This window comes from Maribacter sp. X9, from assembly GCF_048537565.1.
Lineage (GTDB): Bacteria > Bacteroidota > Bacteroidia > Flavobacteriales > Flavobacteriaceae > Maribacter.
On record NZ_CP183215.1, the window covers coordinates 2,880,272 to 2,906,451 of the forward strand.

25 protein-coding genes and 1 pseudogene are annotated in these 26,180 nt (G+C 39.8%); 12 read left to right on the forward strand and 14 right to left on the reverse strand.

Annotated elements, in window-relative coordinates:
* Window positions 1-135: 135 nt before the first annotated feature.
* The gene (locus tag ACNR9Q_RS12200) at window positions 136-747 is read right to left on the reverse strand and encodes an FMN-dependent NADH-azoreductase (protein WP_419211497.1); all 612 of its coding nucleotides are present in this window, start codon (window positions 745-747) and stop codon (window positions 136-138) included.
* Window positions 748-796: 49 nt separating this feature from the next.
* Between ACNR9Q_RS12200 and ACNR9Q_RS12205 the strand changes: the two genes are divergently transcribed.
* Window positions 797-1,231 carry a winged helix-turn-helix transcriptional regulator gene (locus tag ACNR9Q_RS12205; protein WP_419211498.1) on the forward strand — a complete coding sequence of 145 codons (435 nt, stop codon included), beginning with the start codon at window positions 797-799 and terminating at the stop codon, window positions 1,229-1,231.
* Between the two features lie 23 nt (window positions 1,232-1,254).
* Here the strand turns inward: ACNR9Q_RS12205 and ACNR9Q_RS12210 are convergent, their stop codons facing one another.
* Window positions 1,255-1,596 (reverse strand): winged helix-turn-helix transcriptional regulator, encoded by a 342-nt coding sequence (locus ACNR9Q_RS12210; protein ID WP_419211499.1) that lies wholly within the window; start codon window positions 1,594-1,596, stop codon window positions 1,255-1,257.
* A gap of 131 nt (window positions 1,597-1,727) precedes the next feature.
* Between ACNR9Q_RS12210 and ACNR9Q_RS12215 the strand changes: the two genes are divergently transcribed.
* A complete protein-coding gene (locus ACNR9Q_RS12215) occupies window positions 1,728-2,501 on the forward strand; it encodes an SDR family NAD(P)-dependent oxidoreductase (RefSeq protein ID WP_419211500.1) in 774 nt (257 codons plus the stop codon).
* 215 nt (window positions 2,502-2,716) lie between these two features.
* On the opposite strand, the pseudogene ACNR9Q_RS12220 reads toward ACNR9Q_RS12215, so the two are convergent.
* A pseudogene (locus ACNR9Q_RS12220) lies at window positions 2,717-2,972 on the reverse strand (winged helix-turn-helix transcriptional regulator).
* A gap of 295 nt (window positions 2,973-3,267) precedes the next feature.
* Between ACNR9Q_RS12220 and ACNR9Q_RS12225 the strand changes: the two are divergent.
* From ACNR9Q_RS12225 to ACNR9Q_RS12270, 10 genes are all read left to right on the forward strand, one after another.
* A complete protein-coding gene (locus tag ACNR9Q_RS12225) occupies window positions 3,268-4,083 on the forward strand; it encodes an NADP-dependent oxidoreductase (protein ID WP_419211501.1) in 816 nt (271 codons plus the stop codon).
* Window positions 4,047-4,271 carry a zinc-binding dehydrogenase gene (locus tag ACNR9Q_RS12230; RefSeq protein WP_419211502.1) on the forward strand — a complete coding sequence of 75 codons (225 nt, stop codon included), beginning with the start codon at window positions 4,047-4,049 and terminating at the stop codon, window positions 4,269-4,271. Before ACNR9Q_RS12225 ends, ACNR9Q_RS12230 begins: the two co-directional genes overlap by 37 nt.
* Window positions 4,272-4,861: 590 nt before the next feature.
* Window positions 4,862-8,293, forward strand: a complete 3,432-nt coding sequence (locus tag ACNR9Q_RS12235; protein WP_419211503.1) for a gliding motility-associated C-terminal domain-containing protein — start codon at window positions 4,862-4,864, stop codon at window positions 8,291-8,293.
* A 33-nt stretch (window positions 8,294-8,326) separates the two neighbouring features.
* Window positions 8,327-9,217 (forward strand): type IX secretion system membrane protein PorP/SprF, encoded by an 891-nt coding sequence (locus tag ACNR9Q_RS12240; protein WP_419211504.1) that lies wholly within the window; start codon window positions 8,327-8,329, stop codon window positions 9,215-9,217.
* A 385-nt stretch (window positions 9,218-9,602) separates the two neighbouring features.
* On the forward strand, window positions 9,603-9,905 hold the full coding sequence (locus ACNR9Q_RS12245; RefSeq protein ID WP_419211505.1) for a hypothetical protein: 303 nt from the start codon (window positions 9,603-9,605) through the stop codon (window positions 9,903-9,905).
* 245 nt (window positions 9,906-10,150) lie between these two features.
* Entirely contained in the window at window positions 10,151-10,840 is a 690-nt protein-coding gene (locus ACNR9Q_RS12250; RefSeq protein WP_419211506.1) for an ABC transporter ATP-binding protein, read from the forward strand.
* Window positions 10,841-10,844: 4 nt separating this feature from the next.
* Window positions 10,845-13,334 carry a TonB-dependent receptor domain-containing protein gene (locus ACNR9Q_RS12255; RefSeq protein WP_419211507.1) on the forward strand — a complete coding sequence of 830 codons (2,490 nt, stop codon included), beginning with the start codon at window positions 10,845-10,847 and terminating at the stop codon, window positions 13,332-13,334.
* Window positions 13,335-13,336: 2 nt separating this feature from the next.
* Window positions 13,337-14,776, forward strand: coding sequence for an ABC transporter permease (locus ACNR9Q_RS12260; protein WP_419211508.1), 1,440 nt, complete (start codon window positions 13,337-13,339; stop codon window positions 14,774-14,776).
* Entirely contained in the window at window positions 14,777-16,117 is a 1,341-nt protein-coding gene (locus tag ACNR9Q_RS12265) for a DUF3526 domain-containing protein (protein WP_419211509.1), read from the forward strand.
* Between the two features lie 579 nt (window positions 16,118-16,696).
* A complete protein-coding gene (locus tag ACNR9Q_RS12270) occupies window positions 16,697-16,837 on the forward strand; it encodes a hypothetical protein (protein ID WP_419214278.1) in 141 nt (46 codons plus the stop codon).
* Between the two features lie 237 nt (window positions 16,838-17,074).
* On the opposite strand, the gene ACNR9Q_RS12275 is transcribed toward ACNR9Q_RS12270, so the two are convergent.
* The 11 genes from ACNR9Q_RS12275 to ACNR9Q_RS12325 all read right to left on the reverse strand — a co-directional run bounded on the left by ACNR9Q_RS12275 (window position 17,075) and on the right by ACNR9Q_RS12325 (window position 26,174).
* A complete protein-coding gene (locus tag ACNR9Q_RS12275) occupies window positions 17,075-17,524 on the reverse strand; it encodes an SRPBCC family protein (protein ID WP_419211510.1) in 450 nt (149 codons plus the stop codon).
* Between the two features lie 1,004 nt (window positions 17,525-18,528).
* Window positions 18,529-19,638: an FAD-dependent monooxygenase gene (locus tag ACNR9Q_RS12280; protein ID WP_419211511.1), complete on the reverse strand. Its 1,110-nt coding sequence runs from the start codon at window positions 19,636-19,638 to the stop codon at window positions 18,529-18,531.
* Window positions 19,639-19,696: 58 nt separating this feature from the next.
* Window positions 19,697-19,933 (reverse strand): integrase core domain-containing protein, encoded by a 237-nt coding sequence (locus tag ACNR9Q_RS12285; protein ID WP_419214279.1) that lies wholly within the window; start codon window positions 19,931-19,933, stop codon window positions 19,697-19,699.
* Window positions 19,934-20,057: 124 nt separating this feature from the next.
* On the reverse strand, window positions 20,058-20,303 hold the full coding sequence (locus ACNR9Q_RS12290; RefSeq protein ID WP_419211512.1) for a hypothetical protein: 246 nt from the start codon (window positions 20,301-20,303) through the stop codon (window positions 20,058-20,060).
* Between the two features lie 477 nt (window positions 20,304-20,780).
* Window positions 20,781-21,662 (reverse strand): hypothetical protein, encoded by an 882-nt coding sequence (locus ACNR9Q_RS12295; protein WP_419211513.1) that lies wholly within the window; start codon window positions 21,660-21,662, stop codon window positions 20,781-20,783.
* Between the two features lie 14 nt (window positions 21,663-21,676).
* Window positions 21,677-22,129 (reverse strand): DUF3592 domain-containing protein, encoded by a 453-nt coding sequence (locus ACNR9Q_RS12300; protein ID WP_419211514.1) that lies wholly within the window; start codon window positions 22,127-22,129, stop codon window positions 21,677-21,679.
* 29 nt (window positions 22,130-22,158) lie between these two features.
* Window positions 22,159-22,764, reverse strand: coding sequence for a hypothetical protein (locus ACNR9Q_RS12305; protein ID WP_419211515.1), 606 nt, complete (start codon window positions 22,762-22,764; stop codon window positions 22,159-22,161).
* Between the two features lie 11 nt (window positions 22,765-22,775).
* Window positions 22,776-23,324 carry a hypothetical protein gene (locus ACNR9Q_RS12310; RefSeq protein ID WP_419211516.1) on the reverse strand — a complete coding sequence of 183 codons (549 nt, stop codon included), beginning with the start codon at window positions 23,322-23,324 and terminating at the stop codon, window positions 22,776-22,778.
* Window positions 23,325-23,335: 11 nt separating this feature from the next.
* Window positions 23,336-23,680, reverse strand: a complete 345-nt coding sequence (locus tag ACNR9Q_RS12315; RefSeq protein ID WP_419211517.1) for a DUF4870 domain-containing protein — start codon at window positions 23,678-23,680, stop codon at window positions 23,336-23,338.
* 10 nt (window positions 23,681-23,690) lie between these two features.
* The gene (locus tag ACNR9Q_RS12320; RefSeq protein ID WP_419211518.1) at window positions 23,691-24,098 is read right to left on the reverse strand and encodes a hypothetical protein; all 408 of its coding nucleotides are present in this window, start codon (window positions 24,096-24,098) and stop codon (window positions 23,691-23,693) included.
* Window positions 24,099-24,110: 12 nt separating this feature from the next.
* A complete protein-coding gene (locus tag ACNR9Q_RS12325) occupies window positions 24,111-26,174 on the reverse strand; it encodes a hypothetical protein (RefSeq protein ID WP_419211519.1) in 2,064 nt (687 codons plus the stop codon).
* Window positions 26,175-26,180: the final 6 nt, after the last annotated feature.

Here is a 26,180-nt window from a genome sequence, read left to right on the forward strand (position 1 = left end):
ATACTGCAAATATCATTTAGCGGAAAAGGGTAGATATAACCTAAATGAGGGATTTTATAACAGAAATGGGAATAATGAAAAAAGCCATGAAATACTCACGGCTTAATAACTGTTATTGATAAGAACAAAGTACTTTTACTTGATTAAAATGCTGTTAATTCCTTTTTCCAGTGCTTTATCCTGGATAGCTGGAATGTGAAGTCCTTCAGCTCTAAATACTTTAACGTCGGTCATGCCCAGAAAGCCCAGGAATGATTTTAGGTAAGGTGCTACAAAGTCATTCGACCTGCCTTGTTCATTTGTATAAATTCCTCCTGAACTCATAGCAACATATACTTTTTTGCCAGATACGAAACCCATGGGAGTACCGTCCGAATTATAGCCAAAGGTAATTCCACGACGTGTTATATGGTCTATCCAGGCTTTAAGGGAAGAATGGATGGTAAGGTTAATAAGGGGTGCACCTATCACTAGTATATCACTTTCAAGTACTTGTTTCACCAAATTATCCGACAGTTGAAGCGCGTGTCTTACTTCATCGGTTTGATGCTCTTCTGGCGTAAAAAAGGCATTTAAAGTTTCCGGTGTTAGGTGCGGGATATTACTTTCTACCAAATCCAATTGTTCAACTGTACTGTTAGGGTATTTCACTTTTATTTTTTCAACGATAGCATTTCCTAATTTTCTACTAAACGAGTTTTCTCCCATGATACTGGAGTTGATTTGTAATATGCGTTTTGAATCCATTTTGTATTTATTTTAAAACTTTGAAAACACAAAACTAGCTGGAATAACTATGCAAAAGATAGTAGTTACCCAAAGGAAAGCGATTACCTTTAGGAAAGTTTTTATCTTTACCGATATGAAAATTCATGAAGAAAAAACACTTCCTACTAAGGAAGAATGTTCCGGGTCACTTAAAAATGTATTCGATGCAATGTTTGTTTTGAATGGCAAATGGAAATTGCCATTGGTGCTTTGTTTAATGCATTCCCCAAAGCGATTTAATGAACTTCAAAAGGAAGTCAAAGGAATATCACCCAAGGTATTGGCCAACGAACTGAAGGATTTGGAATTGAATTTTCTTATTAAACGTAACGTATATCCAACCACTCCGGTAAGTATTATTTATGAAGCGACCGAGTATAGCCATTCACTGAAAAATGTTTTGAACGAATTAAGTTCCTGGGGCGAAAATCACAGGAATAAAGTAAAAGGGAAAACTATTTAGATTTTAAAGGCTTTTCTATAAAATCATCCTTCTGGGTTTGCTTTTCGTTTAAACTCACTTGCCCATTCTCTCATGTGATCCAAAACTGGTTTTAAAGTAAGTCCGGCATCTGTTAAACTATACTCAACGGTAATAGGTACGGTATTGAAGGTTTGCCGGTTTACGATACCGATAGCCTCAAGGTCCTTTAGTTCCTTGATCAGCATCTTTGGTGAAATACCGACCACATCGCGTTCAAGCTCTTTAAATCTTTTTTTGCCAATGTATAAGCTTGTCAGGATATGAAGTTTCCATTTACCACCTAAAACTTTTAGAATAAAATGTAAATCGGATAAGTCAAACTCACAATTTTCATCATTTTTCATTTATTATTCGCTGTTAAAGTATTGATTTATAGTTAAAGTAACCTTTAGTATATTAATATACAAAATGGTAACTACTTGTAAAAGTATAGTGTTGACTTTACTTTAGCAACTGGATCCTAAAAGATTAAGAAATGAAACGAAATGGAAATACAATACTTATTACAGGTGGTGGTACCGGAATTGGTCTAGCCATGGCCGATATATTCTTGAATAAAGGAAACGAAGTAATCATCTGTGGAAGGACCAAGGCCACACTTAATAATGCCCAAGAAAAGTTTCCCTTATTACATACCATTGTTGCAGATGTTTCATCCAAAGAAGGGAGACAAGTCTTGAGGACAGAAATGACGAATCATTTTCCTAAACGAAATGTTCTGGTGAATAATGCAGGTATTTATAGTATTACGGATATTATGGACCCCAACTATATTCCTACTTTGGAATTTCAACTAATGACAAACTTAGTGGCACCAATGGCCTTGATCCAGGAACTAATGCCTGTTTTAGAGAAAAATGTTGACCCTACCATTGTTAATGTTACCACGGGCTATGTCTTTATACCATCGGCTCAATCATCTGCCTATAGTGCCAGTAAAACTGCTCTAAGGGCTATAACCCAAGGCTTAAGGTTTACCCTTCAAAAAAAATCGATTCGTGTAGTAGAGATTATTCCTCCTGCAGTTGATACACAAATGAACAAAGGAAAAAAGATATCCTTAATGACTTCCGAACGTTTTGCTCAGAAGGCTTTTAACGGTCTGGTGAACGGTCAAGATGAAATAATAATAGGAATGTCAAAGTTGGGTAAACTGTTGTCCCGAATGGCTCCTAAGTTTGGTTTCAAAAAAATGAATACCGATGAAGAAAAACAGCGATTGGAAATGGACTTAGATACAATTAAATGACAATCAAAAGTTTAACTAAATCTGTTTTTTAAATATCGCTTTACAAAGTCTTACAACGTCCATTAAGAAATCGTAAAAGTGAAAATGAGGATAGTTACATCATAGATTCAAATAAGAAGTATAGAAGATTTGGTATTCTAATGGTTCAGCCTCATTGTAAAAACCTTATTTTTTTAAATTTTTAGTGCTGTTCCCATAACTGTGATTAGGATATTTTAAGAATTGGTTTTTTCAATTTGCTTATCTCCCCATTCTTTAAGGTAGCTGATGAATGGAATCAACTCATTACCGACCTCTGTCAAGGAATATTCCACTTTGGGTGGTACTTGGTGATATACTTTTCGGTCGACTAAATTGTCCTTTTCCAATTCCCGAAGCGTTTGGGTCAGCATTTTGGTCGTAATGTCTGGCACTGTCCTGCCCAAATTCTCCGTATCGTAGGATTTTATGTTCGTGCAAATACCATAAGATTCTACCCTTTTACTTTCCCCCGATACGTTTAAAAGCATAATCAACAGAGCAAGTAGGAACATCTGGACATTCTTTTTCTTTTTTCTTCACTTTTATTAGACTTTAATTATTTGAAAATCAGCAATACATACTTTATGGTATGTAGCATACAAATAAGTACATACTTGTCAATAGTAAACATTGCATCTAACTTTGCCAATTCATTACAAATAATAGTAGACCTCAATAGAGTTCGTTAACGATTCAAAATCCTATCAAAATGGAGATAATGTAAAGAAGCAAAAAGACAAGCATAATGAAGGCGATACGCCAGCACGAGTTCGGTGGTCCTTCAGTGCTGCAATATGAAGATGCACCGGTACCCGAAGTAAAACTAGGTGAGGTACTCGTAAAAGTCCACGCCATAGGAATGAATCCCCCGGACTGGTATCTTCGTGACGGGTATAAGTCCCTCCCTCTTGAATGGCAACCAAAAGGATTTTTCCCTATTATTTTGAGAACGGATATTTCAGGTGTAGTAGAGAGGGTCGCCGATGATGTTAAGGATTTTTCCAATGGAGACGAGGTATATGCAATGGTTCGCTTTCCCGAGGGTGTTTTTGGGAAAAGTCAGGCCTATGCAGAGTATGTAAGCGTTCCCGTGACCCAAATAGCCCTTAAGCCCAAAGGAATTGATTATATACATGCAGCGGCTGCTCCGATGTCATTACTTACCGCTTGGCAGTTTATAATCGATTTAGGTCACAATGTACAGAACCCGCTCCAACCCAATAAGCATGAACCTGTTTTACTTGAAGGTAAAACTGTTCTAGTGAATGGCGCTGGAGGTGGTGTGGGACACCTTGCGGTACAAATAGCGAAATGGAAAGGTGCAAAAGTAATTGCAGTGGCTTCCGGAAAACAGGAAACATTTTTACGTGACCTAAGTGCCGACGAATTTATTGATTATACAAAAACCAATGCGCACGAGATAACTAATGGTATTGATCTCGTTATTGATTCGGTTGGCGGTCCTACAACAGGTCGTTTCTTACGCACACTCAAGCCGGGTGGTGCATTGTTCCCGATTTTCCCTTGGGCTTTGATGGTGGGGAAGAGGCCAAAAAGCTAGGTGTTAAAGTTTCGGCAACTCAAGTACGTTCCAATGGAACTCAACTTGCAGAAGTCGCTGGTTTGCTTAATGATGGAGCAATACGAATAGCCATTGACAGTGTTTTTTCGCTTGCTGAGGCACGCAAGGCACATGAAAGAGCGGCCCTTGTCCATATTCAGGGCAAAATCGTGCTCAACGTTGTCTAATTCAATTAGAGCTATTTCAAAAGTTGCGATAGCCTTAACTAAATATCCATCCTATCAATACCCCCGAACTACAAAAAGTGCACAGACCAGAAAATTTTACACTCCTTTATAAAATAACACAAAACGCCCTTTTTCATAATCTTTAAAGTGGGTCAAAATAATGATATACAACAGTTTAATTTTTTTTTGATACTATCAGCTTGAACGCTTATTGTTTTATAAAGAATTGTAAGAAATAACTTAAAAATGATATATGTCAAGTTCACATCGATTTAAGTAAAATATACTATACAACACAACGTTTTCTTACAAATATTAAGAGTAATTATTTATAGCTCACAAATAATAGTTTTCAACTTTTAAATAAAAAAAATTATGAATAACCAAAATAAACCAGACCTTGATACAGGATAATCAACCCTGACAAAAAACCTATTTTTTTCTAATTATCTATAGTTCAATCTCTTATTATCAACAGCTCTTAAAAGTGGGCCTAGTATATCTATGTCTAAATTGAACTGATAAAAATAAAAAAGAAATTCAATTTTTCCACCCATAAATGATTACATGATATCAAAATACCTTACCCTATGAATCAAAAATTAAGTAGAATTCCATTAATTATTTTTTTAGTGCTCGCATCATGGAAACAGGATTTGATTGCTCAAAATCAAATAACTGTTTCCGGTGATTCAGGTACAAATACAATTTCAGCCCAAGCACCAACAATAGTGGCACCAAACCTAACCATTAACTCGAGTGGCAGTATAACGGATTTTACCGTGTCCATCACCAACTCTTTTACCGCAGCCGACCAGTTGGGCTATAACGGAACATTGCCGGCCGGGGTCACCACCTCTGGTTGGAACAGCGGAGAACGCTCCATAGTATTTAAAGGAACACTTACCGCAGCGCAATGGCAAAGTTTTCTTAGGAACGTAACCATTACCTCAGGTCCCATTTGTAATCCCGAGACACGACAGGTCAGTTTTGTGGCTGAAGAGACGTTTTACAATCCTCTAAATCAACACTTTTATAGGCTTACGACCACTCCAACGAGCTGGACCAATACAAAGAACATTACATCATCCACTTCATATTTTGGTCGCGAAGGTTATTTGGTAACGCTCACCAGTAATGCTGAGAATATTTTTGTGACACGTATCGTGGGGCAGAATTCTTGGATGGGAGCTTCTGATGACCACGAACAAATCAATAAGGCTTTGGGCTATGACCTATATGCGGATACAGACGCATCGGAAGGAAAATTTTATTGGGTAACGGGCCCTGAAAAAGGAACCCAGTTGACCACTGACAATGGCAATGGTAATCGTTTGCCAGAAGTCTATCAAAATTGGAGAAGTGGCGAGCCAAATGATTACAGCAACGGAAACCCAGGTGAGTCGTTCGGACATGTTTATTCTGGACAAGGAGACTGGAACGATTACCCTGATGACGAACGTATTTTGGGTATCATGGAATTTGGTGGTATGCCCAATGACCAAACCGCCTCTGTCCCATTTTTTACAAAGAATATTACCATTAGTGGGGCGCCTGGGGGAAATATCACTGGCGGGGAAGTCTCTGTATGTGCCGGTTCCAATTCCACTACGTTGACATTGAACGGACTGGACGGTAACGTAGTAAGGTGGGAAAGCTCAGACAACAATTTTATAGACACACCTACAATAATAAGTAATACATCTACAACATTGACGGTCAACAATATATCTACCACTACCTATTATAGAGCGGTGGTTAACACCAATGCACCTACAAGTTGTAACAATTTGGTTACTTCCAGTAAGCCTATTTATGTATTACAAGCGAATGCAGGTAATGTTTTTGCAGAAAACACCATAATCTGTGCCGGATCAGATGTGGAACTTCTTGTTTCGGGACAAAGCGGTGATGTGGAAAAATGGCAACGTTCCACAGATAATGTAAATTGGACGGATATTGCCAATACAAGTACCACTTTGGATGAAACCATCGCATCAACCGGGACCTATTATTATAGGGTGGTTGTAGGGATTTCTGAGTGTGGCTCCTCGGCAACATCCTCTTCAAAAGAAATTACGGTTATTACGGGAACACCTCCCGTAGGAGGTCAAGTAAGCTCGGCTAGCCATACATCGACAACTAATAGTGGTACATTGACTTTGACGGGGTACACAGGTACCATCGGCAAATGGCAAATGTCCACAGATGATGGAATTATCTGGACCGATATTGCAAACACCTCAGATACCTACAACTACACTAATGTAACCACCAATACCAAATTCAGGGTCATTTTGTCCAATGGTAGTTGTGGAACGGCTTATAGTGATGAAGGTTTGGTCGCCTTAACCGAAAACGTAGCACCAACGGCTTCATCGATTTCCTTTAGCGGGACCCTGTTAGAAGGCAAGACTCTAAGTGGCAGTTATACCTATAATGACGGGGATGGTGACCCTGAAAATGGAAGTACATACCAATGGTACCGTTCCGATGATGGGGCTGGCACAAACAAAGTGGCTATCTCTGGGGCTAACGGATTAACATATGACCTTACTACCGGTGATATAAATAGCTATATAAGCTTCGCAGTTGTTCCAGGCGACGGGTCCTCCACAGGTTCAGAAACTGAATCGACCTTACAAGGACCGATTAAGGCGGATAGCGATTTAGACGGTATTCCTGATGAAACGGATAACTGTAGACTAACTGCAAATGCAGACCAGTTGGACACCGATTCCGATGGGCAGGGCAATGTCTGCGACGAAGACGATGACAACGATGGAACCCCCGATGTGGAGGATGATTTCCCATTGGATGGGTCCGAGGATACCGACACCGACGGAGACGGAACCGGTGACAACGAAGACGAAGACGATGACAATGACGGCACTCCAGACTCCGAGGATGCCTTCCCGAAAGATGGCTCCGAGGATACCGATACCGACGGAGACGGAACCGGTGACAACGAAGACGAAGACGATGACAATGACGGCACTCCAGACTCCGAGGATGCCTTCCCGAAAGATGGCTCCGAGGATACCGATACCGACGGAGATGGAACTGGTGACAACGAAGACGAGGACGATGACAATGACGGCACTCCAGACTCCGAGGATGCTTTCCCGAAAGATGGTTCTGAGGATACCGACACCGACGGAGACGGAACTGGTGACAATGCCGATCCGGATGATGATGGAGATGGAACCGCCGATGTGGACGATGCCTTTCCATTGGATAAATCCGAAGATACGGACACCGACGGTGACGGAACCGGCGACAATGCTGATAATGATGCCGATAATGATGGTACCCCTGATGCTGAGGACGCTTTTCCATATGACCCAAACGAAGATTCCGATATTGATGGCGATGGTATTGGTGATAATGCTGATACGGACGATGACAATGACGGGGTTACAGATACGGATACTGACGAAGATGGGCTTGGAGACAACGTTGACAACGATGATGACAACGATGGAATACCCGATGACCAGGATGATTTTCCGAATGATGCTTCCGAGACCATCGATACGGATGGAGATGGAATAGGGGACAATGCAGATACCGATGATGATGGCGATGGCTATTCAGACGAAATGGAATTGACCGAAGGAACCGACCCTAACGATGCATCAAGCACTCCATTGGATACCGATAGCGATGGTATTCCAGATAGCAGTGATGAGGATGATGACAATGATGGTGTTCTGGATGTGGATGACGCATTCCCAACAAGTAAGGAGCCTTCATTGGTACCAGCACAGGCTTTTACACCAAACGGTGACGGCAATAACGACGCGTGGGTAATACCTGGGATAGACAACTACCCCAACAATTTGGTCAAAGTTTACAACCGATGGGGACACGAAGTATTCGGTACCAAATCGTACCGAAACAACTGGGAAGGTTTTTACAAAAATAGAAACGAAAAATTACCGGCCGGATCCTATATGTATATCATAGACCTTGGAGATGAAAGCAAGCCCTTACAGGGTTGGATTTTCATCAACTATTAACACCAACAATACAAAAAATACCATACAAGACAGATGAAACTTATCAATAAAATACAGATAATGGCCCTGTTCCTCGCACTATCCGTTTCGGTAACTGCACAACAGGACCCCAACTACACCTTTTACCGCTATAACATGAACATTTACAACCCTGCCTTTGTGGGAAGTTCAGAGGCTGCCGAATTCTCCTTGGGGATTCGCAGCCAATGGGCGGGAATCGAAGGGGCTCCTGAAAGCCAAAGTGTCATCTTTGGGATGCCCGTGGGCAAAAACATAGGGCTTGGGGCATCCATACTCAATGACAAGACTTTTATTGAGCAACAAACATGGGTGGCCATCGATGTGTCGTACAATATCCAATTGGATGATGAACACGTGCTCTACTTTGGAATCAAGGGCAGTGCCAACTCCTATGACGCCAACACCCAAGGTCTTGTGACCTATGGTATGGGCCAAGACGCATCATTGATGAATTACGAGAGCCGTTTTACCCCCAATGTGGGAGCTGGGGTTTATTTGAAGCACGACAGGTATTTCGCATCCCTGTCAGCACCAAAGCTGTTGACACCCGACCGCTTGCAAGAGCGTGATGGTAATGCCCATCTTGGTGTAGACCGTAGGCACGCCTACCTGAGCGGGGGATACACCTTTCTATTGGGAAAAACTTTAGACCTCAAAACCATGGGGATGCTCCGTTATGTGGACGCATCGCCCATATCTGTCGAAATGACGGGAATCCTAGACTTTGGCGAACGCTTTGAGTTAGGCGCAAGCTACAGGTATAGCGAGAGCATCAGCGGACTGGTGCTGTTCAGTATCAGTAGCGGGTTCAACATAGGTTATGCTTACGAAACATCTATACAGGAACAAATAAACGGCCTTGACAACAGTACCCATGAGCTTTTCATGAGATTAAAAATGTAAATAAGAATTTGGTTGTTTGGAGTTGTGAGTTATGTTTTTGTAACAAGCAATGTGTAAAAGAATCCGTCTCAATAACCAATTGGGACGGATTTTAGTTTTACAGATCTTTGAAAGGAATTTTAGATAGAATGAAATAAAAATGGGAATCTAAAATCAGTTATATATTACAACAAGGATACGGCCGATACTGCTAAATAAAAAAATCTAATAAAAAAATCATCATTAAAAGCAATGTTAGTGAATCCAAATAATTTTCAATCGTAATTTAATTTCCATCTTTTTCATATTGTAATCTAATTGACCAATTTGAGATTAAGCTTCTTAACCTTTTTTTAAATTAAGGTGATGGGATAATGTATCCTAATGGTTATTTTTGCCTACTATAATGAAAAACACAAAGCAGTTTATTGCACTGTTTTACGTAGCCTTGATTCTTTTGTTCAAGGTGGCAGCTTTGCATGCGCTTACACATCATACCGATGATAATGATGTTAAACATTGTGAAGTTTGTCATATAACCACGGCGGTAGGTTTTATCCCACTGCTTGAAACAGACCAAAAAAAATTACCGCAAAGAGCGCACTTCTTTTCCAAGAAAGAATTAGTCGCCATCGCTCCTTTTGTTGTTTATAACAACAAACATTTATCTAGTTACCTATTTACCAGGCCTCCACCTGCGACTGTCTAGTCCAATCTTTTAGATTTTTATCCTTTTTTATAGGATAGGTATGGGCTACCCATACCTTGTCTGCAATGTATCTTTTAAGCTATTCTGGCTCCAAGGATTGGATAAAAATGTTCTAAAACTATTCCGGACACTCGACCCATACTCGGGTATTACTCAAAAATTTTGGTGTGTCTAATCACAGTACTATATAGTGTGTATTAGGCATGGACACTACTATAAATTCATTATTAAATAAAATACTATTCATGTTAAGAGCAATAAATATCACCAAATCCTATAACAATAAAGTTGTGTTGAAAAATGTGTCCTTTGAGGTTTCCAAAGGAGAAATTTTTTGCTTATTGGGCCAAAATGGCGCAGGAAAAACGACAACGATCAATATTTTTTTAGGGTTCATTAAGAAAGACGGCGGTCTGGCCTTTGTAAGCAATCGCGAAGTAGGTGAGGACCATACCAACCAACTCACAGCCTACATTCCAGAAACAGTACAGCTCTATGGTAATCTTTCCGGTGTTGAAAACCTTGATTTCTTTAGCCGTTTGGCTGGATTCTCCTACTCTCCTCCTGAGTTAGAAGCATTTCTAAGCAAAACAGGATTACAGGCCGATGCACAACACAAACGACTCTCCTCTTACTCTAAAGGAATGCGACAAAAAGTGGGCATTGCCGTAGCATTGGCAAAAAATGCCGAGGTCATCTTCATGGACGAGCCCACTTCTGGCCTAGACCCCAAAGCAACTGCTGAATTCACCAAAATCTGTAAGGAACTTGCCCAAATGGGTAAGGTAATCTTTATGGCCACGCATGATATTTTTAATGCGGTTGAGCTTGGTACTACCATTGGTATTATGAAAGAAGGTGTTTTGGTCCAACAATTAAAGGCCAGCGAAATAAACGCCAAAGAATTAAACCAACTATACCTAGAAACTATTTAAGATCATGAATAAAATTTTTAATCTAATTATACTATCCGTCCTAGCGTCTGGCACCTGCTATTCGCAATTATCCGTAAATGGAACAATAACCGATACCCAAGGAACTCCCATATTTGGGGCAAGTATTACCTATTCCAGTGAAAATTCAAGCATCAAAAACGGAACGGTTACCCAAGAAAACGGACACTTTAATTTGGAACTTCCACAAAAAGGCACGTATAGATTTTATATTTCTTATATAGGAATGAAATCTTTGAAATTCCAAAAATCATTTGTCCAATCCAAAGTATACAATTTAGGTCGCTTTACCCTACAAGAAGGCGTTGAGCAGTTACAGTCCGTAGAAGTTGTGGGCAGGGCTAGAACAGATTATAAGAGTGACTATTCCTTTTCAGCCACGAAAGTAGCTATTAAAAACAAGGAGTTGCCTCAAGCCATTACCACGGTAACAAAAGAATTATTAGCGGACCGCCAAGCTTTTCAACTGACCGAAGCCGTGAAAATGGTCAGTAATGTTACCGTTACCGGATTATACAACCATTTTAATATTCGTGGTATCAGCCAAGCGGATGATGGGCAGATACTTAACGGAATGCGTACACGACAATACTACTTTCTACAGCCGATTACGGCACATATAGAACGTGTTGAAGTTATAAAAGGTCCATCATCGGTCACCTTCTCCAGTGCAGACCCCGGCGGTACGGTAAATATGGTGACCAAAAAACCATTGACCGAAAAAAGAAGCGAAGTATCAGCTACTACGGGAAGTTTTGGAACACATAGGGCAACGGCTGATTTCACAGGACCTCTGAACGCTTCTAAAACACTGTTGTATCGCTTTAACGCTGCCTTTCAAGAAGCAAATTCCTTTAGGGATGTAGTCAAGAACAATGCTTTCCTGATCACACCCTCCTTTAGCTATATTCCTGATGCCACTACCGCCCTTAATGTAGAAATGATCTATAGTAACGGTGTCGGTAATTTAGATAGAGGTCAACCTATTTTTGGTAAAATTAATGGAGTATTCAATTTAAATAGTACGCCTGTTTCTTTGAATCTTGGTGCTTACAATGATTATTTTAAATCGAAGGAAGTCATTATCATGTCTAACTTCTCTAAGAAAATCACTAAAAATATTGGTTTTAATGCCTCCTATATGAAACAGGCTTGGAAGGAAGATCTGGCCGAACATAGAACAGAGAATACTGCTGCCGTTGATATCGAAGGGAATGCCATACCCACCTTAGCGGCCATGCGGTACGTAGAACGTCAACAGTTATGGAACACTGATAATTTCAGCACTTTTTTTACCGTATATGCTAAGGACGAAAAGACAAGCAATAAATTTTTAATGGGCTATGACGCAAGCCGTTGGGAACGTACCATTGGTGGTGGTCAAAATACGGCAAGACGCTATTTAAGATTAGATGGCTCAGTATCCAATTTCAATGTGGATGAAGCGGAACAATTTCAAACCATGGAAATGGACGGAATCGTAATGCCCGTACCAAACGTACCGCATTTTAATTTACAGAATCCGAATAACGGCGTTCGGGTAACCAAGGATTATAAACTAGCTGAATTTCAGATACCTGCGAACCTTTCCACGACTGGGGGTATTTACATTCAGGACCAATTTAAAATAGGTAAGTTATCTGCATTAGTGAATTTAAGGTATGAGTGGTTCTCCGATATTTTTGATTACAAAGGGGATGAACAAAAATTTAAGAACGAAAAGCTTATTCCAAGGTTAGGGCTAACGTATGAGGTTACGAGCACCATAAGTGCCTATGTCACCTATTTGGAAGGCTTCCAGCCACAGACGAATACCGTGTCATTATCGCCTGCAACAGAAGGTTTCTTTTGGGCAGCTTCCCCTGGAGCTTTTAATCCATTGAAAAGCAATCTAAAGGAGTTTGGTGCAAAGGGAGAATTTTTCAATGGCAAAGCGGCCCTGAATTTTGCATTTTTCGACATCACACAGAAGAATATCCTCATTGGAGATCCTTACAATCTGGAAAATTTAACGGCCAGAGGTGAACAACGGAGCAGAGGTTTCGAAACTGATTTTTCCGGACACTTGACATCTAACTTTCAATTGGTAGCCTCCTACGCATTTACCGATGCCGAAATTGTGGAAGATGATGATGTGTCTCTCCTTGGGGAGCGTGTAGGCGGCACCCCAAAACATAGTGCCAACTTTTGGGGTAAGTATGATTTTTCAAGTATCTCCCTAAAGGGTATTGGTATTGGATTGGGAATGCAGTATAGTGGCGATAAATACTCTTGGTATGCTGACCGCTTACTGCTGCCGGACTACACCGTTTTTGACGCCGCTGTATACTACAAGCCTACGAACGGGAATATTCAACTCACTTTAAAGGTGAATAATCTGTTTGATAGAACGTATTGGTTAGGAGCATTGAATGCCTTTCGTTTGGCTCCCGGTGTCCCAAGAAACATCTTATTGAATGCAACCTATAAATTTTAAACATGCGAAAAAAAGTGATTTTTATTCTGGCGCAGCAATTATGGAAAGATGCCTTTAGGTCTAGGATTATGAACATAGCTTCCTTATTAATGCTGTTTTTATTGATTTTTTCATCCTATAGTGGTTGGGAAAACTACCATGATCAAAACAATACCCGAACATCGATTCAAAAAGACGTACAGGAAAGTTGGGAGAATAATCCGGATAAGCATCCGCATCGTATGGCCCATTACGGTTCTTTTGCCTTAAGAATAAAACATATTCTCAGTGTTTTTGATCTTGGGATGGAAAATTTTGTAGGTAATGCGGTTTTCTTGGAGGCCCATAAGCAAAATACGGTCAATTTTTCAGAGGCAAGTATGTCCACGGGGTTATTGCGATTTGGAGAAGTAAGCTTGGCCATGCTCTTGAAAGTGATCGTACCTCTTCTACTATTTTATCTTGGTTTTGCCACCATTGCCCAAGAACGGGAGAATGGCACCTTGAAATTATTGATCGGACAAGGTATTGCCAGGAAGCAAATTGTCTTTGGAAAATGGCTAGGGCTATGGAGTTTATCATTGGTGTTTTTGTTGACCACCTTTCTAGTGGTTATAATCTTTGTGCTTACCGAGTCTCACGAGTTCATACAGATGGAGAGTATTATAAGGTATTTGGTACTTCTGGTTTCCTATTTCCTTTTCTTCGGTATTCTGAGTGCAATTACCATATTGGTTTCGGCCTTTAGTAAAACGGCTAAAAGTGCCCTGGTCAAACTTTTAGGAATTTGGTTATTGTTCGTCATTATTGTTCCAAAGTCCTTGCAGGCGATGGGTTATTATTTGTATCCTACGCCATCAAAAATAGAAATGGAAACTGCTGTAGAGGATGAAATCACTGCATTGGGCGATAGTCATAATCCGAACGACCCACATTATAAAAGCTTAAAGGATTCAGTTCTCTTGGCCAACAACGTGGAAAGGGTAGAGGACCTACCCTTCAATTATGGCGGTTATGTTATGGCTAAAGGAGAGGCCTTAACTGCGCAAGTTTATCAAAAACATCAAGATGCTATATATAAGGTATACGATAAACAGAATACCCTTGAACGCTATTCCGCTTTTGCGAACCCCTATACTGCGATAAAAAATGTGTCCATGGCTTTTTCGGGAACCGATTTTCAGTCCTTTCTTCATTTCAAATCCGAGGCCGAAAGCTACCGCTTCAAGTTGGCTCAAGAAATGAACCGGTTGCAGATGGATTTAATTCCGAACGAAGGTCATACAGGTCCTGAAATTATTTCTAGCGATTACTGGAAAGAATTCCCACCTTTTGAATACGATTTTCTTTCCATCGAGCACGTTTTAAAAAACGAGTTGACATCACTTACAGCCCTTATATTTTGGGGCTTACTATCCATTTTTGGATTGTTGACCTTATCCTCTAACCTAAAAGCCATTTAAATGTATCTACTATTATTCAAATCCTTTTTTAGAACAAAAATATTCTTGGTCAGCCTCGCCATAATGCTTCTGGTTGGTGTCATTGGCATATTGATCGGCAAACAATACTTGATAAAACAGCAGAATTCAATCATTGCCGCAAAGGAATTTCAGCACGAAAGTATCAAACGGAATATAGAATATCATCATGATGATCTAGGTCTATTACTTTATTACCTTAGGTTTGCCCTCATCAAGAAACCGGCGAACATCAATGCTATCTCAATTGGCCAAAGTGATGTAAATCCTTCATTACAATCTGTTACCATTCGTGGTTTGGAAGGACAGAAGTATGATACCGATTTTGAAAATCCCTCATTATTGATGTCAGGTAATTTAGATTTGGGCTTTGTAATCATTTACCTGTTTCCCTTAGTGTTGATTGCCATGACCTTTAATTTATATTCTGAAGAAAATGAATTAGGGACATGGCGGATCATAGCGGCACAGACCTCTGGCAAATCTGGATTTTTGTTTAAAAAATTAATGGTCAGATTAATGTTTGTTTTTGTAGTTCTGGTTTTTCTGTTTTTCTTGGCAAGTAGCGTTCTACAGATTCCATTAAATCAGAATTTTTGGGCCATCTTTTCCCAAAGCATACTATACCTGTGCTTTTGGAGCGCATTGTGTTTTTGGATAGTTTCCCTGCTTAAAAACTCAAGTTTCAATGCATTGGCGTTAATTTCCATTTGGGTCACATTGACCATTTTAATCCCTGCCCTGGTGAACAATTATGTACTCAATCAATACCAAGTTCCAGAGGCGTTACATGCCATGGTGGAACAAAGGGATGGGTACCACGAAAAATGGGATTTGGAAAAGGATGTTACTATGAACGGATTTCTTGAAGCCTACCCCCAGTATAAAAATTACAAAGTACCCGAAGATGAATTCAGTTGGATTTGGTATTACGGAATGCAGCACATGGGAGACTTGGCAGCACAGGAAACCAGTGTAGAAATGATGGATAAAGTAATGCTCAGAAATGTCGTAAGTGAAAAAGTAGCCCTTTTTGTACCTACGATGCATGCTCAATTAAGTTTTAATCGTCTTGCCGGAACAGATATGTTAAGCCATTTGAATTTCTTAAAAGCGCTAACAGATTTCCATGAAAGTTTACGCTTAAGTTTTTATAGGAAGATTTTTGATAACGATGCGGCGGATTCAATTAATTGGAAAAGATTCGATGCTAAGTTTTATACATCCAAAAATCAGGTAAATTGGTTCTATCTGATGTTTCCCACCCTACTTATTACAGTAATCATCGGGATTTTAGGAATTATAAATCTTCGAAAATTGTAGATTAGATAAAGATCAGGCTATATTAAAGGTCTTTACTTTAGTGATATTTGCTAAACATAGTTGATGCCATATTTCCGTTCAATACACATTAACAATTTGCGCTTGTACTCGCTCGAGCAATGAGTGTTCTACGAGGTAGTTGGGAGATAAAAATCAAAATAGATTGATAAATACTTTTGCTTGGGAAAGTCTATTATGAGCTAAAAAGATAAGAGGTTTCGCTTTATTCGAAGCCTTTTATCTTTTCAGCCGTTTGGCAACTGTTTAAATGCTACAGAAATCTTTTTGAAGTATATCGTTGTGGTCGCTTCAAATCACGAATCGACACAAATTATCAGCCAAAGTTCCCTTGTCATTTGATTTCAAAGTGAAAGCAGATCTTGATTACCAAGGTCTTCAGCGATTGCCGAACGGGCACCAAGAAGAAAGAGTACTGTACTCGCAAACATGTGTGCTCGGGCTGCCCATAAGGGAGCGGTGCCTTGCAAAAGTGCACAAGCGAAGAAGTTCGGCGTCACCTATTACAGGGATGAATACGCGGGCAACATGCAAAGTGTCGAAAGTCCGCAGGGCAGATACATGAAGGGTAAACGCCAGAGCACTGTCGAACAAGTCTTCGTCATCCTAACCCAGTTCATGGGATTAAGAAAGGTAAATACCTTAGGCCTCGCACATGCCAACCGGGTGATGCATCTCTCAGCCATCGCCTACAACCTGTAGAAGTACCTGAAATGCATTGAGAAAAGCTCTAAAAGTGGGGTGGGGGAAGCTTGCCTTGGTCAAAAGGCTTAAAAGTGTTCTTCTGTACCTGATTGGAGCTCCCGGTAAACATCTGAAACTTGACCTTAAGTATTGATGCGAAAATAAGGAAGTACCGTAGAGAGGCTTGCACGAACTTGTTCGGTGGTTAAGTTTTTGCTTGTCTAACTAACGGTTACCATTCTTTTGTGGTGTGTTTCAACCTTTCACTTTTTTAATTTCAACAGCTTCCTTTTCTTGAAAGACTTGGTTAATTCCACTTTCGCATAAATCTTTCAACATAATCAGATGCCTTGCCCAATGAAAATTACAAGTTGCAAAAAATTCGGTTTGCTCTCTCCAACCAATTTGTTTGAAATTTAATTTGGCCAGATTGTTATGTGTTGAAATTTCAAACATAATGTGAGTTCCAATCCATTCCTTTTCACTTTTTATACATTCCCATTCTACTCTTTCGTTGGGCACTAGATCAATAACTTTCATTTCATTATTAACATACCCTTCATACTTAAAAATATTAACAAATCCGATTTCAGGTTTTGCCGTGCAATCTTGAATCCACCATTTTGAAAGTCCTTCTTGTTCTGTAACTGCTCTAAAGACATCTTCTGGTTTTGAATGAATTAACACTTGATGATATATAGTCATTTTATTCCTGGTTTAAATTTTTGTCAGTCTTTGGTCCATTACACAAAACAAGAATCTGTGTATTAACTCAATTCGAGCCTCTGAGAATCCCGTATTCGGATTTTTTTTCAGATACCCCTCTACATCTAAGCGCAATCAAATAGGTTTTTGCGCAGTCTGACGGTTCGTATAACCGTCAGTTATCGGTTTGGTTTACTTTGTTTTCGGTTAGGTACTGACCTTAGCAATTCTCGGTGAATTCGGGCTTAGTCGGATTCGCCTGTAATTGCGGTTATATATTTGGCTATTACAAAACCTCTTTTTTAATCAAATTACGAATTAATATCAGTTTTAAGAATACCATATAACCAATAAACAATAACTTATATATATTTAAAAATCATGAAAATTCTCGTCTCTTAGGAATTCACACTTGTGCAACGTTTAATATTGATGTCCACAGTTTTTTAGTTAAACTTCTTTTCACCGACTTGAATTTCGATATTCACAATGTTATCAATTGGGATTTGCTTTTTAAAACTTTGGATAAAGTTTGAGCGTTCACCTTTTAGAGTATTGTTTTCTAAAATTACTGTATCGATATATAGATGATATTTTTTTCCATTCTTATGAGTAACTCTCATTTCGATTAGCCAGCATTGTGAAGATAGAACTTGTTTCTGTTTTTATCCACAACAATAATTCGGTCAATAGTATTTGCATAATATGAGATACCTCAAAATGTCAGAGGATTATTAAATCGGTACATCTTTCATATTCGAAGAATTTGTGTCTTTCATTTGTTCTTTGAAACTTTGGACAGGAATCGTATAAGTTTTACAAGACACGGTTAACATAATAATTCCAACTCCGATATATTTCGAAATGTTTTTTCTCATTAATTTTTGCGTTTAGTTTTCCTAATTATTGGCAACGTTCCTGCTAAGCTTTCGGGCGGATTTCACAAACGCTATCGTACCGGTCGTAACCAGAGTGCAGGTAAGCAAATACTTTGCGGACAGCCCTTAGTCAGCCTGAAGATGAGCATTGTTGGCGGTAGTTTTTTTATTAAATCTTCTGTCAATTTCTTCTTGTGTTTCTGGAACAGTGAAATTTAGTCCATCTGTGATTTTTGCTTGAACAGTTTCTGCAAACGGATGGTATATTTTGTAATAGTTTGAAAAAGCAGCTTGAAAATCTCCTTGTAATTCATTGAGTGATTTTGCCAAAATTGCCGAACCTTGAATAGCTAAAGTAGTTCCCATTCCTGTTGGAAAACCTGCTGTGTGTGCTGCATCTCCAACTAATGCAATTCTATCTTTTGACCAAGTCGGCATTTTGATCTGACAAATTTCATCAAAATATACCTTATCACTTTTTAGCATTTCATCAATGATGTTCTGTATTTTCCAAGCTCCATTTTTGAAATTAGTTTTAAGAATTTCTTTTTGCTCTTCAAGACTTCTATAATCGTAGTTTAATTTTGGAGACCTGAAAATAAGCGTTGCTTGAACGCTATTTTTAAAAGGGAAAAGTCCAGCCATTTTTCCAGGTTCATTGTAAATCACGCCTTGATTTGTTGCAATATCTTTCATTTCACAGGTTGCGAAATAGGCTCCAAAAAATATGGAGAATTCATTTTCGTTTCCAAAAATTAATTTCCTAACGGACGAATGAGTCCCGTCTGCTCCAATAACAAAATCAAAGTTTCGATTTTCTCCGTTTTTGAAAGTAACGTTTACATTATCTTCAAACTGTTCAAGCCTTGTGATTCGGTTTTTATAAAGGAATTCAACATTCTTTGGAATGCTTTCTTCTAAAATATCCAATAAATCATCCCTATCGATTTCAATGTCGTTTCCTTCCGAATGATTCCACGAAAAAAGTGTTTCATCTTTCGCATTTACCATTCTTTTATTTACGTTAACAGTCAATTGTTTTGCTTTTATTTTTTCCAACAGTCCCATTTCTTGGACAATGTTTAAAGCTTCACTTCGAATTTCAATGGGTGAGCCTCCTTTTCTTATTCCAGACGAAATTTCGACAAGGGTAACATGGTAGTCGAATTTATTTAGCCAATATGCTAGAGTCAATCCAGCAAAGCTTGCTCCTGATATTAGAAATGTTCTATTCAAATTGATGATTTTAGTTTAAATGTTAAGTCTTAAATACAGCTACAGATTAATAGTAGTTTTAAGCGGCATGTTTATGCACGTAATATGTTCTATAATCTAAAGATAAATGCAATCTTTTAGAGTTGTACAGTTTGATTGCATTTTTGGTCGCTTTCTTGGCATGGACAACGCTTGTAAAAGTTTGGTCGAGATAAAATTCATCTTTAAGAATCTCGTTGACCCTTTCGGCGAGGGCATTTTCGCAACAATGGTTTTCTTCCGTCATACTGATATTTATCTTTTTTCTTTTCAGGATCTGAGTGTATACATTGCTTCAATATTGGATGCCTCTGTCTGATTGGTGGATAAGTCTTTCAATGTTCCTGGCATTGTAAATGGCCTTGTTCAAGGCTCTTACACATCCTTTTAGTTCCAGACTATCACTTAGGGTCGAAGCCAACGATTTTTCCGGAATACATATCGGTTATAAGCACCAGGTCACAGAATCCGTTAATGGTCCTGATGTAGGTGATATCGAAGGCCCAAACTTGATCGGGTCTATCTATCTTCAGGTCTTTTATGATGTTGTTGTACTTGTTGAACCGATGGTATGAATTGGTGGTCCTGTAAGAATATTGCTTTCTTAGAACAAATATGCCATTTTCTCTTAAGATACGGAATAGCATGTCCCTACCTATTTTCAGGTACCGTTCCTAAAAGTACTGATATAATGATTTTATCAGTTTTCTGGCACCTTCCCTAGGTAGGATTCTTCTGCTTTTTTGAACGAGTTCTGCAAGGACCTGTTCCATCTCTTTTTTAGCGGTATGGCGTTTATTTAATTTGTAATAGGCATCTCTTTAAAAAGAGATGCCTATTACAAACGACATCGATGGTGAACGGGCTGTCCTTTCTTTGACCTCCCCCCGTTAAACCTGAAGGTTTAACGGGGGGAGGTCATGGTTTCAAACAGTATTATGAAGAGGAGCAGATTTTCACCAACACAGTTCGTGAAGATTTTAAAAGAGTTCGACAACGGCAAGTCCGTTGCCGAGATAGCCCATTATTATAGGGTGAGTTCCGATTCACTTTAAAAAGCAGGTTCGAAATATGCCGGCACAAGCATCTATGCTATTACAGAAAAATGATATTACAGTAAAGACTTAAAAATATTTTCCAACCCATAGGGCTTTAGGAAGTTCCTTTACTGAGGTGACTTCAACTTTATCGGGAAATGAGGCTCTGATATTTGGGTCGGTCTCATAAATGCTGTTGATGGTATACCGGATAAACTGATACCCTTCTTTTAAGTCCAATCTATAGTCATAGGATACAGGCACATCCCCATTGCCAGAATCAATCGGGTATTTACAATCTTTCGTGAAATCTATCGGATTGGAAATGTAGACCAGTTGATAATAGCTGCCCAATACCGGTTCCATGTACATCGGATCTTCCAACCATGGGATCATATCTTCAGAAGAAACGACGAAAAGAACTCCTGCATAGCGACCTTCTGAGGTCTCTAAGCCTATTTGTTCTACCTTGAAACCATTGACCTCATTACCTGTATCGAGTTCTTCCGCATAGGTATAACAATTGGCCAGAAACAGGGTAGCCAAATCGGTTGTGATACTTCCCAATTGTTCTTCTGGCACATGTAATGTTTTTGGGAGTTCAAAACGTAGAACCCCTCCTTTTTGAATCTGTCCAATGTGGATAGGTTTTTCCATTCCCAAAGGATAAGTGACCAAGTCCATGGTGTCAAAAGGGAAATTTTCAACTTGTACTGGAAAATTGGTGCGTTGAACGGTATCCTCGATTATGTTCGGGTCTTCTTCCGTTCTTGTTTGGTATAGTGCCTCTTCTTTTTTGGCTTGGGCTTCCAGATTTTTGAAAAAGGAAGTGTTCACAATGCTATCCTGCATTTTTTTTGCTTTTTCAATCAACTGTACTTGCTCCGGGGTTTGGCCCAAACAATTTATTCCCGTTGTTAAGATTACAGTGAAAAGAAATTTTCGAATAATTCTGTTGTTCGTTTTCATTTTTTAATTGAATTTTATTTAAATTTTTGAAGGATTGTTGAAATATATTCTTGGGTGGAGTAGGGGTCATAGAGAGCCATGCCCCCAACCATAATAAAAGCTGTCAGAAAAAGAAGGGAGGTAAGAAGCCCATCTCTTCGCCCTGGTTGTAAAACTGCCATTTTTGCATTATTTGGATTGTAAAAAATATCCACTGTTTGTTCTTTTTGGTACATGTTCCGGAAAGTTTTGGCTCTTCGTTCCCATTCTCGGGAGTTGGTGAAGAAAATACGGTCGTTTTCATACAATTTACCTGCAATGCGATATTGGTATTTTATCAAATAAGGACGTCTTGTAATGGCTACATCCAATATTTCCCCTTTCACCTTAGGCCATGTTTTGGATTGTTCGGAAAGATGCCAATTCCACAAGGTCCAAATCATTAGGGGGATGGATACCGTCAAAAGGATAATCCCATTGCGTTCCATTATACTGAAGTTTGAAAAAAAGGTTTCCATCAGTTTCGTGCATCGTAGATTTCAAAATTCTCCAACACAATTTTCCCTTCCATGGGAAACAGTTGGGTCTTAGAAGCTCCCAAAGGCAATCCTTTACCTTGAAAGGTGACCGTAAGTGCTGACCGACTGTATTGCTCAAGCGTCACATCGCCTTCGTACAATACCTTGGCATCGCCCTGCACCGGGTATTCACTGGGAACCAAGACTTCCAATCTGCTCTGTGTTTTTACCTTATACACATCTTCCGGGGCCAAAGCCGAGGTCTGTTGGGTGATGCGAATGGGTATTTGGTTAAAAAAGTCAGGGGCATAGAGGTTCACCAGAACTGAGCGGTTGTCGGTATCGTTCAATCGAAATTGAAGACCGTTGTCCAAAAGGGTCACATCGGTGGAACGCTTGGTGTCCAGTACGCCCCAAGGCAAAGCTTGGCCATCAAGGTTTATACTTACGGTAGCTTTGGGTGCCTTGGTTTTGACTGCTTCTGTTTTTTCAACGGTTTGAATCGGGCTTTGTCCTACTGGTGAAGGTTGTTTCTCTTGGTTCTTACAGCCCAAGGCCCCTATAAGTGTTGTAAAGACCAAGAAAGTAATGATCATTCTTTTCATATCTTATATTTTTAATCTAAAATGGCAAAGTTCTCTTTGTCCAAATAACGCCAAAGCGTATCCACATCCTCCACGCCTTCCAAAGAAATACGGAATCGGTTTTTATAGGTAAGTTCAATCAAGTTTCTCCCAATCTGGGGCTGTACCAAGGCTATGGTTCTGTAACCATCCCGTTCTTTTTTAATGTATTCGCTCCCAGGTGCGGGTTTTAGGTCTTGTGCATAGCTCATATCGAAATTTTTAATGATTCCCGAACCCTTTCTGTTACCATCTTGCAAAATGAGTACCAAGCTTCGGTTGTAATCGTTGCCTTTGATATAGGTTCCGGTGGTAATGGCATTGGAAGCAAGTATGGAGACGTCCCTCAGTTCATAACCTCCTAGCTGTTTGGGGAAAAATGCCTGAAACTGTTGCTTGTTCAACACGTCATTGGTGGTTTTTGAATCTGATTTAGGGGCATTGGATGGCACATCTGTAATGGATGTTTGGTTTTTTGCGTCCTCCTTACATCCAGATAGTAGGGTTAGGAAAACCAGACAGACGATAGTTATTATTTTCATAGGTCGACGAATCATATATTTTTAAATAGTTCTTTATAAGCATTTCCTAATAAAGGCACTGGTTTCTCTACGCCATTTATTGCATTCATAAGCCCCATAATCCACATATAGAATAGTATTATGAGGCCTAAAAGGTTTAAAATACCGCCTATATAGGGCACTTTATCAATAATGTAAAGAATAAGACCTGTCAATGCCAATCCTACGGATTGTTTGATGTGAAAGTTGGCAAAAGGATTCTTCTTGCTACTGTTCAATGTAAAGGCAATGATGAGGCCTATGAGGGTACAATAGGCGATGATCGCTGTATTTTTACCTTCTTTCATGTCTGCGTTATTAGGGTGTATGTTTTTCATATATCGGTTTTTAGGGATTTTTTTGAAGATCAAAGTATTCGGTCACCTTTTTGGTGGGCCGCTTGTCCTTATATACAAAAGTGGCGATAAGCTTGCAGTATGTGGGTTTCCCAGAAAATGACCCCCCATAGATCGTATAATCGAACTCAAAGGTCCTATTGGCAATGGCATCGGAATTGTACACCGTCATTTTATAGTGCGTCCTGCCATCCATGTACCCTGTAGATTCGGGTACTTCACTCCAATACAGCCATAATTTTACCGACCCGTTCATCCGGTGGAACAATTTGGTGTTCACGTTATTGATCATGATTTTGGGGAAGTACCCCTTTGGATCTCTGTTGATAAAGGTTTTCTGGGCCTGAAGCGTGCAGGCGAACAACAAGAGAACTATGAGAATCGGGAGGTTTTTTTTCATGTGTTTTGGTTTTTAGAATGATGGCATCTGGAACAACTTGGCCTTGGGAAAAGTTACCTTTTGCGGTTCGTAGTAGTATTTTATATAGCCTTGGTCTTCTAGGGATTCCAAGCGTTTTTGTGCGTCAAAGGTGATTTTTACATGGCCGTCTGCCAAGAAAACGGTCTTGGCATCTAAGGGGCCACTTATTTTTTTGGCCCGGGGTTCCTGTTCCAGTTTGGCAATGGTAAGTGTGGCTGCAAAGGCCGGAATTTTATGGAGGAACGTTCCCTTGGCAGGTAAATCGTTAAGAAAATCCAGATTAATGGGCATTTTGGACCCGATGGCAGCGAACATTCCCTTCATTTCGGTCTTTATCCAACCTTCCCCATCGGAATGGACGTACATAAACCCCTGCTCATCACCGTACATGGTTTGGTTCTCCTTGGGGATTACCATTTTCAACCCATAGTTATCGGCATCGAAGTACATGGTAATATGGTCGCCCTCATGCTCCATTTCGATGCGCATATCGGAGCTTCCCGTGCTTACCTGTAAGGACTGGTACCCGTAATGTTCCCCATCAAAATGGAACAAAGCTTCTAATTTTACCGAGCTGTTCTTTTTGAGGTCTTTCCTTAGATCGATACCCTTAAAGGTGACCCAAGTGGTCTTCTCGTTTTTTCCATTTTGCACCTCAATATGGTCATAGGGATCGGTATCGGGCAAGAAGGACTGGTTATCCAGAACGGTCTCACCATCAACCTTGAGGGTCAAGGTCATATGCCCTTGCTGCATTTCGTTTTGGTCGTAGCCCAGGAGTTCCAAGGTAAAGTTGGCACTTTCCGGTAGATTGTCCTCAAAAATACCTTCAAAGGGAAATACCTGTCCCTCGTCCAAAGGTCTGCGGGTCTTTTCGTCAATAAAGGTGACGGGTTCTATAAGATGCATGGCATTGCCTTGGGAGGCCAGTTTTAAGTAATTGAAGACCTCTACAGAATCGCCCTGTTTTTTTACATCCTTAAAATAGGGGATGTTTTTCTTGAGGGCGTCGGGCATATTCTCAAATGCGACCGGTGCGGTTTCCCCATAGTCCAGCATTCTATCGTACAGGCTTGAAAAGGCTTTTTTGGCATCGTTGGCATCAATGGTATTTTGCCAATAGAACAGTTGGCTGTTCCGTAAGATCTTGCCAAATGTATCACCAATATCACCTCGCTGTCCCAATTGGCACGCACTGATAATGATGAGTTTGTTTTCTAACGCTTTATAGTGGTTTTCAAAAAATTCGGGAAGTAATTCCACATCGATTATTCCCTCTTCTTGTGAACGTGAAAAGGCAATGCCATTGAATACTTCTGAGCCAATTGACTTTTTGAATTGGGGCAATTCACTTTTTTTTAATCTTACCCCCGTGCTGATGAAACTATGGCAAAGACCACCATTTGTAATTTCGATACCCCCTTCCTTTGTAATACAGGTCATGGAGCCGTGGGAACTTATGTATATCATATCATAAGCTTCGAAAGAGGTATAATCGTCCAAAGAGATGTTCTGGGCATTTTTGGTGGAATTGACCTTATAGGTGATTCTTCCACGATAATTCCTTTGATTTTCTAGTTTTTTTAAGGGTACTAGTGCATCCTCGTTCTGGCCAAATTCCCACAGGTACGGAGCCAAGATCAACGCTTTTTTATGCTCCCTATCTTCTCGTTGTGCGGCAACAACATGGTCTTTTTCGTCTTGAACTGTTAAGAATGGTGCAGTGGAAAGCGAGCGTGCAGAAAGTCCTTTGGTACCCGGTATTCCTTCCCCAAAGGGCACGAGCATCATAGGGCCATGGCTCACCCGAAAACTTAAAAGGCTATCCCCAACACCAATTTCGGTAACGTTTGGTTCTTTTTGTAACAGTGCCAACGCCTTTGAGAATGAAGTTTCCTCTAAGGTTTCCAACATTTTAAACCCGGCCATAAAGATAGAATCCGGCATTTTAGAAAAATCGTCGAGCACTTCATCCGTACCCCGGGTGTTTTCTTTTTTTAGTTCATTGCATGAAAACAATAGGAACAAAGTAAAGAGGAGAAGAAAGAGTCGCATGTTATT

Excerpts from the sequence above, each read along its gene's own strand:
- ACNR9Q_RS12205 (WP_419211498.1), top strand. The coding sequence starts at position 797 with ATGCAAAAGATAGTAGTTACCCAAAGGAAAGCGATTACCTTTAGGAAA.
- ACNR9Q_RS12265 (WP_419211509.1), top strand. The coding sequence starts at position 14,777 with ATGTATCTACTATTATTCAAATCCTTTTTTAGAACAAAAATATTCTTG.
- ACNR9Q_RS12210 (WP_419211499.1), bottom strand. The coding sequence starts at position 1,596 with ATGAAAAATGATGAAAATTGTGAGTTTGACTTATCCGATTTACATTTT.
- ACNR9Q_RS12310 (WP_419211516.1), bottom strand. The coding sequence starts at position 23,324 with ATGAAAATAATAACTATCGTCTGTCTGGTTTTCCTAACCCTACTATCT.
- ACNR9Q_RS12200 (WP_419211497.1), bottom strand. The coding sequence starts at position 747 with ATGGATTCAAAACGCATATTACAAATCAACTCCAGTATCATGGGAGAA.
- ACNR9Q_RS12235 (WP_419211503.1), top strand. The coding sequence starts at position 4,862 with ATGAATCAAAAATTAAGTAGAATTCCATTAATTATTTTTTTAGTGCTC.
- ACNR9Q_RS12295 (WP_419211513.1), bottom strand. The coding sequence starts at position 21,662 with ATGAAAACGAACAACAGAATTATTCGAAAATTTCTTTTCACTGTAATC.
- ACNR9Q_RS12250 (WP_419211506.1), top strand. The coding sequence starts at position 10,151 with ATGTTAAGAGCAATAAATATCACCAAATCCTATAACAATAAAGTTGTG.
- ACNR9Q_RS12305 (WP_419211515.1), bottom strand. The coding sequence starts at position 22,764 with ATGAAAAGAATGATCATTACTTTCTTGGTCTTTACAACACTTATAGGG.
- ACNR9Q_RS12270 (WP_419214278.1), top strand. The coding sequence starts at position 16,697 with ATGAAGGGTAAACGCCAGAGCACTGTCGAACAAGTCTTCGTCATCCTA.
- ACNR9Q_RS12325 (WP_419211519.1), bottom strand. The coding sequence starts at position 26,174 with ATGCGACTCTTTCTTCTCCTCTTTACTTTGTTCCTATTGTTTTCATGC.
- ACNR9Q_RS12275 (WP_419211510.1), bottom strand. The coding sequence starts at position 17,524 with ATGACTATATATCATCAAGTGTTAATTCATTCAAAACCAGAAGATGTC.
- ACNR9Q_RS12225 (WP_419211501.1), top strand. The coding sequence starts at position 3,268 with ATGAAGGCGATACGCCAGCACGAGTTCGGTGGTCCTTCAGTGCTGCAA.
- ACNR9Q_RS12320 (WP_419211518.1), bottom strand. The coding sequence starts at position 24,098 with ATGAAAAAAAACCTCCCGATTCTCATAGTTCTCTTGTTGTTCGCCTGC.
- ACNR9Q_RS12255 (WP_419211507.1), top strand. The coding sequence starts at position 10,845 with ATGAATAAAATTTTTAATCTAATTATACTATCCGTCCTAGCGTCTGGC.
- ACNR9Q_RS12245 (WP_419211505.1), top strand. The coding sequence starts at position 9,603 with ATGAAAAACACAAAGCAGTTTATTGCACTGTTTTACGTAGCCTTGATT.
- ACNR9Q_RS12290 (WP_419211512.1), bottom strand. The coding sequence starts at position 20,303 with ATGCTATTCCGTATCTTAAGAGAAAATGGCATATTTGTTCTAAGAAAG.
- ACNR9Q_RS12260 (WP_419211508.1), top strand. The coding sequence starts at position 13,337 with ATGCGAAAAAAAGTGATTTTTATTCTGGCGCAGCAATTATGGAAAGAT.
- ACNR9Q_RS12300 (WP_419211514.1), bottom strand. The coding sequence starts at position 22,129 with ATGGAACGCAATGGGATTATCCTTTTGACGGTATCCATCCCCCTAATG.
- ACNR9Q_RS12215 (WP_419211500.1), top strand. The coding sequence starts at position 1,728 with ATGAAACGAAATGGAAATACAATACTTATTACAGGTGGTGGTACCGGA.
- ACNR9Q_RS12240 (WP_419211504.1), top strand. The coding sequence starts at position 8,327 with ATGAAACTTATCAATAAAATACAGATAATGGCCCTGTTCCTCGCACTA.
- ACNR9Q_RS12315 (WP_419211517.1), bottom strand. The coding sequence starts at position 23,680 with ATGAAAAACATACACCCTAATAACGCAGACATGAAAGAAGGTAAAAAT.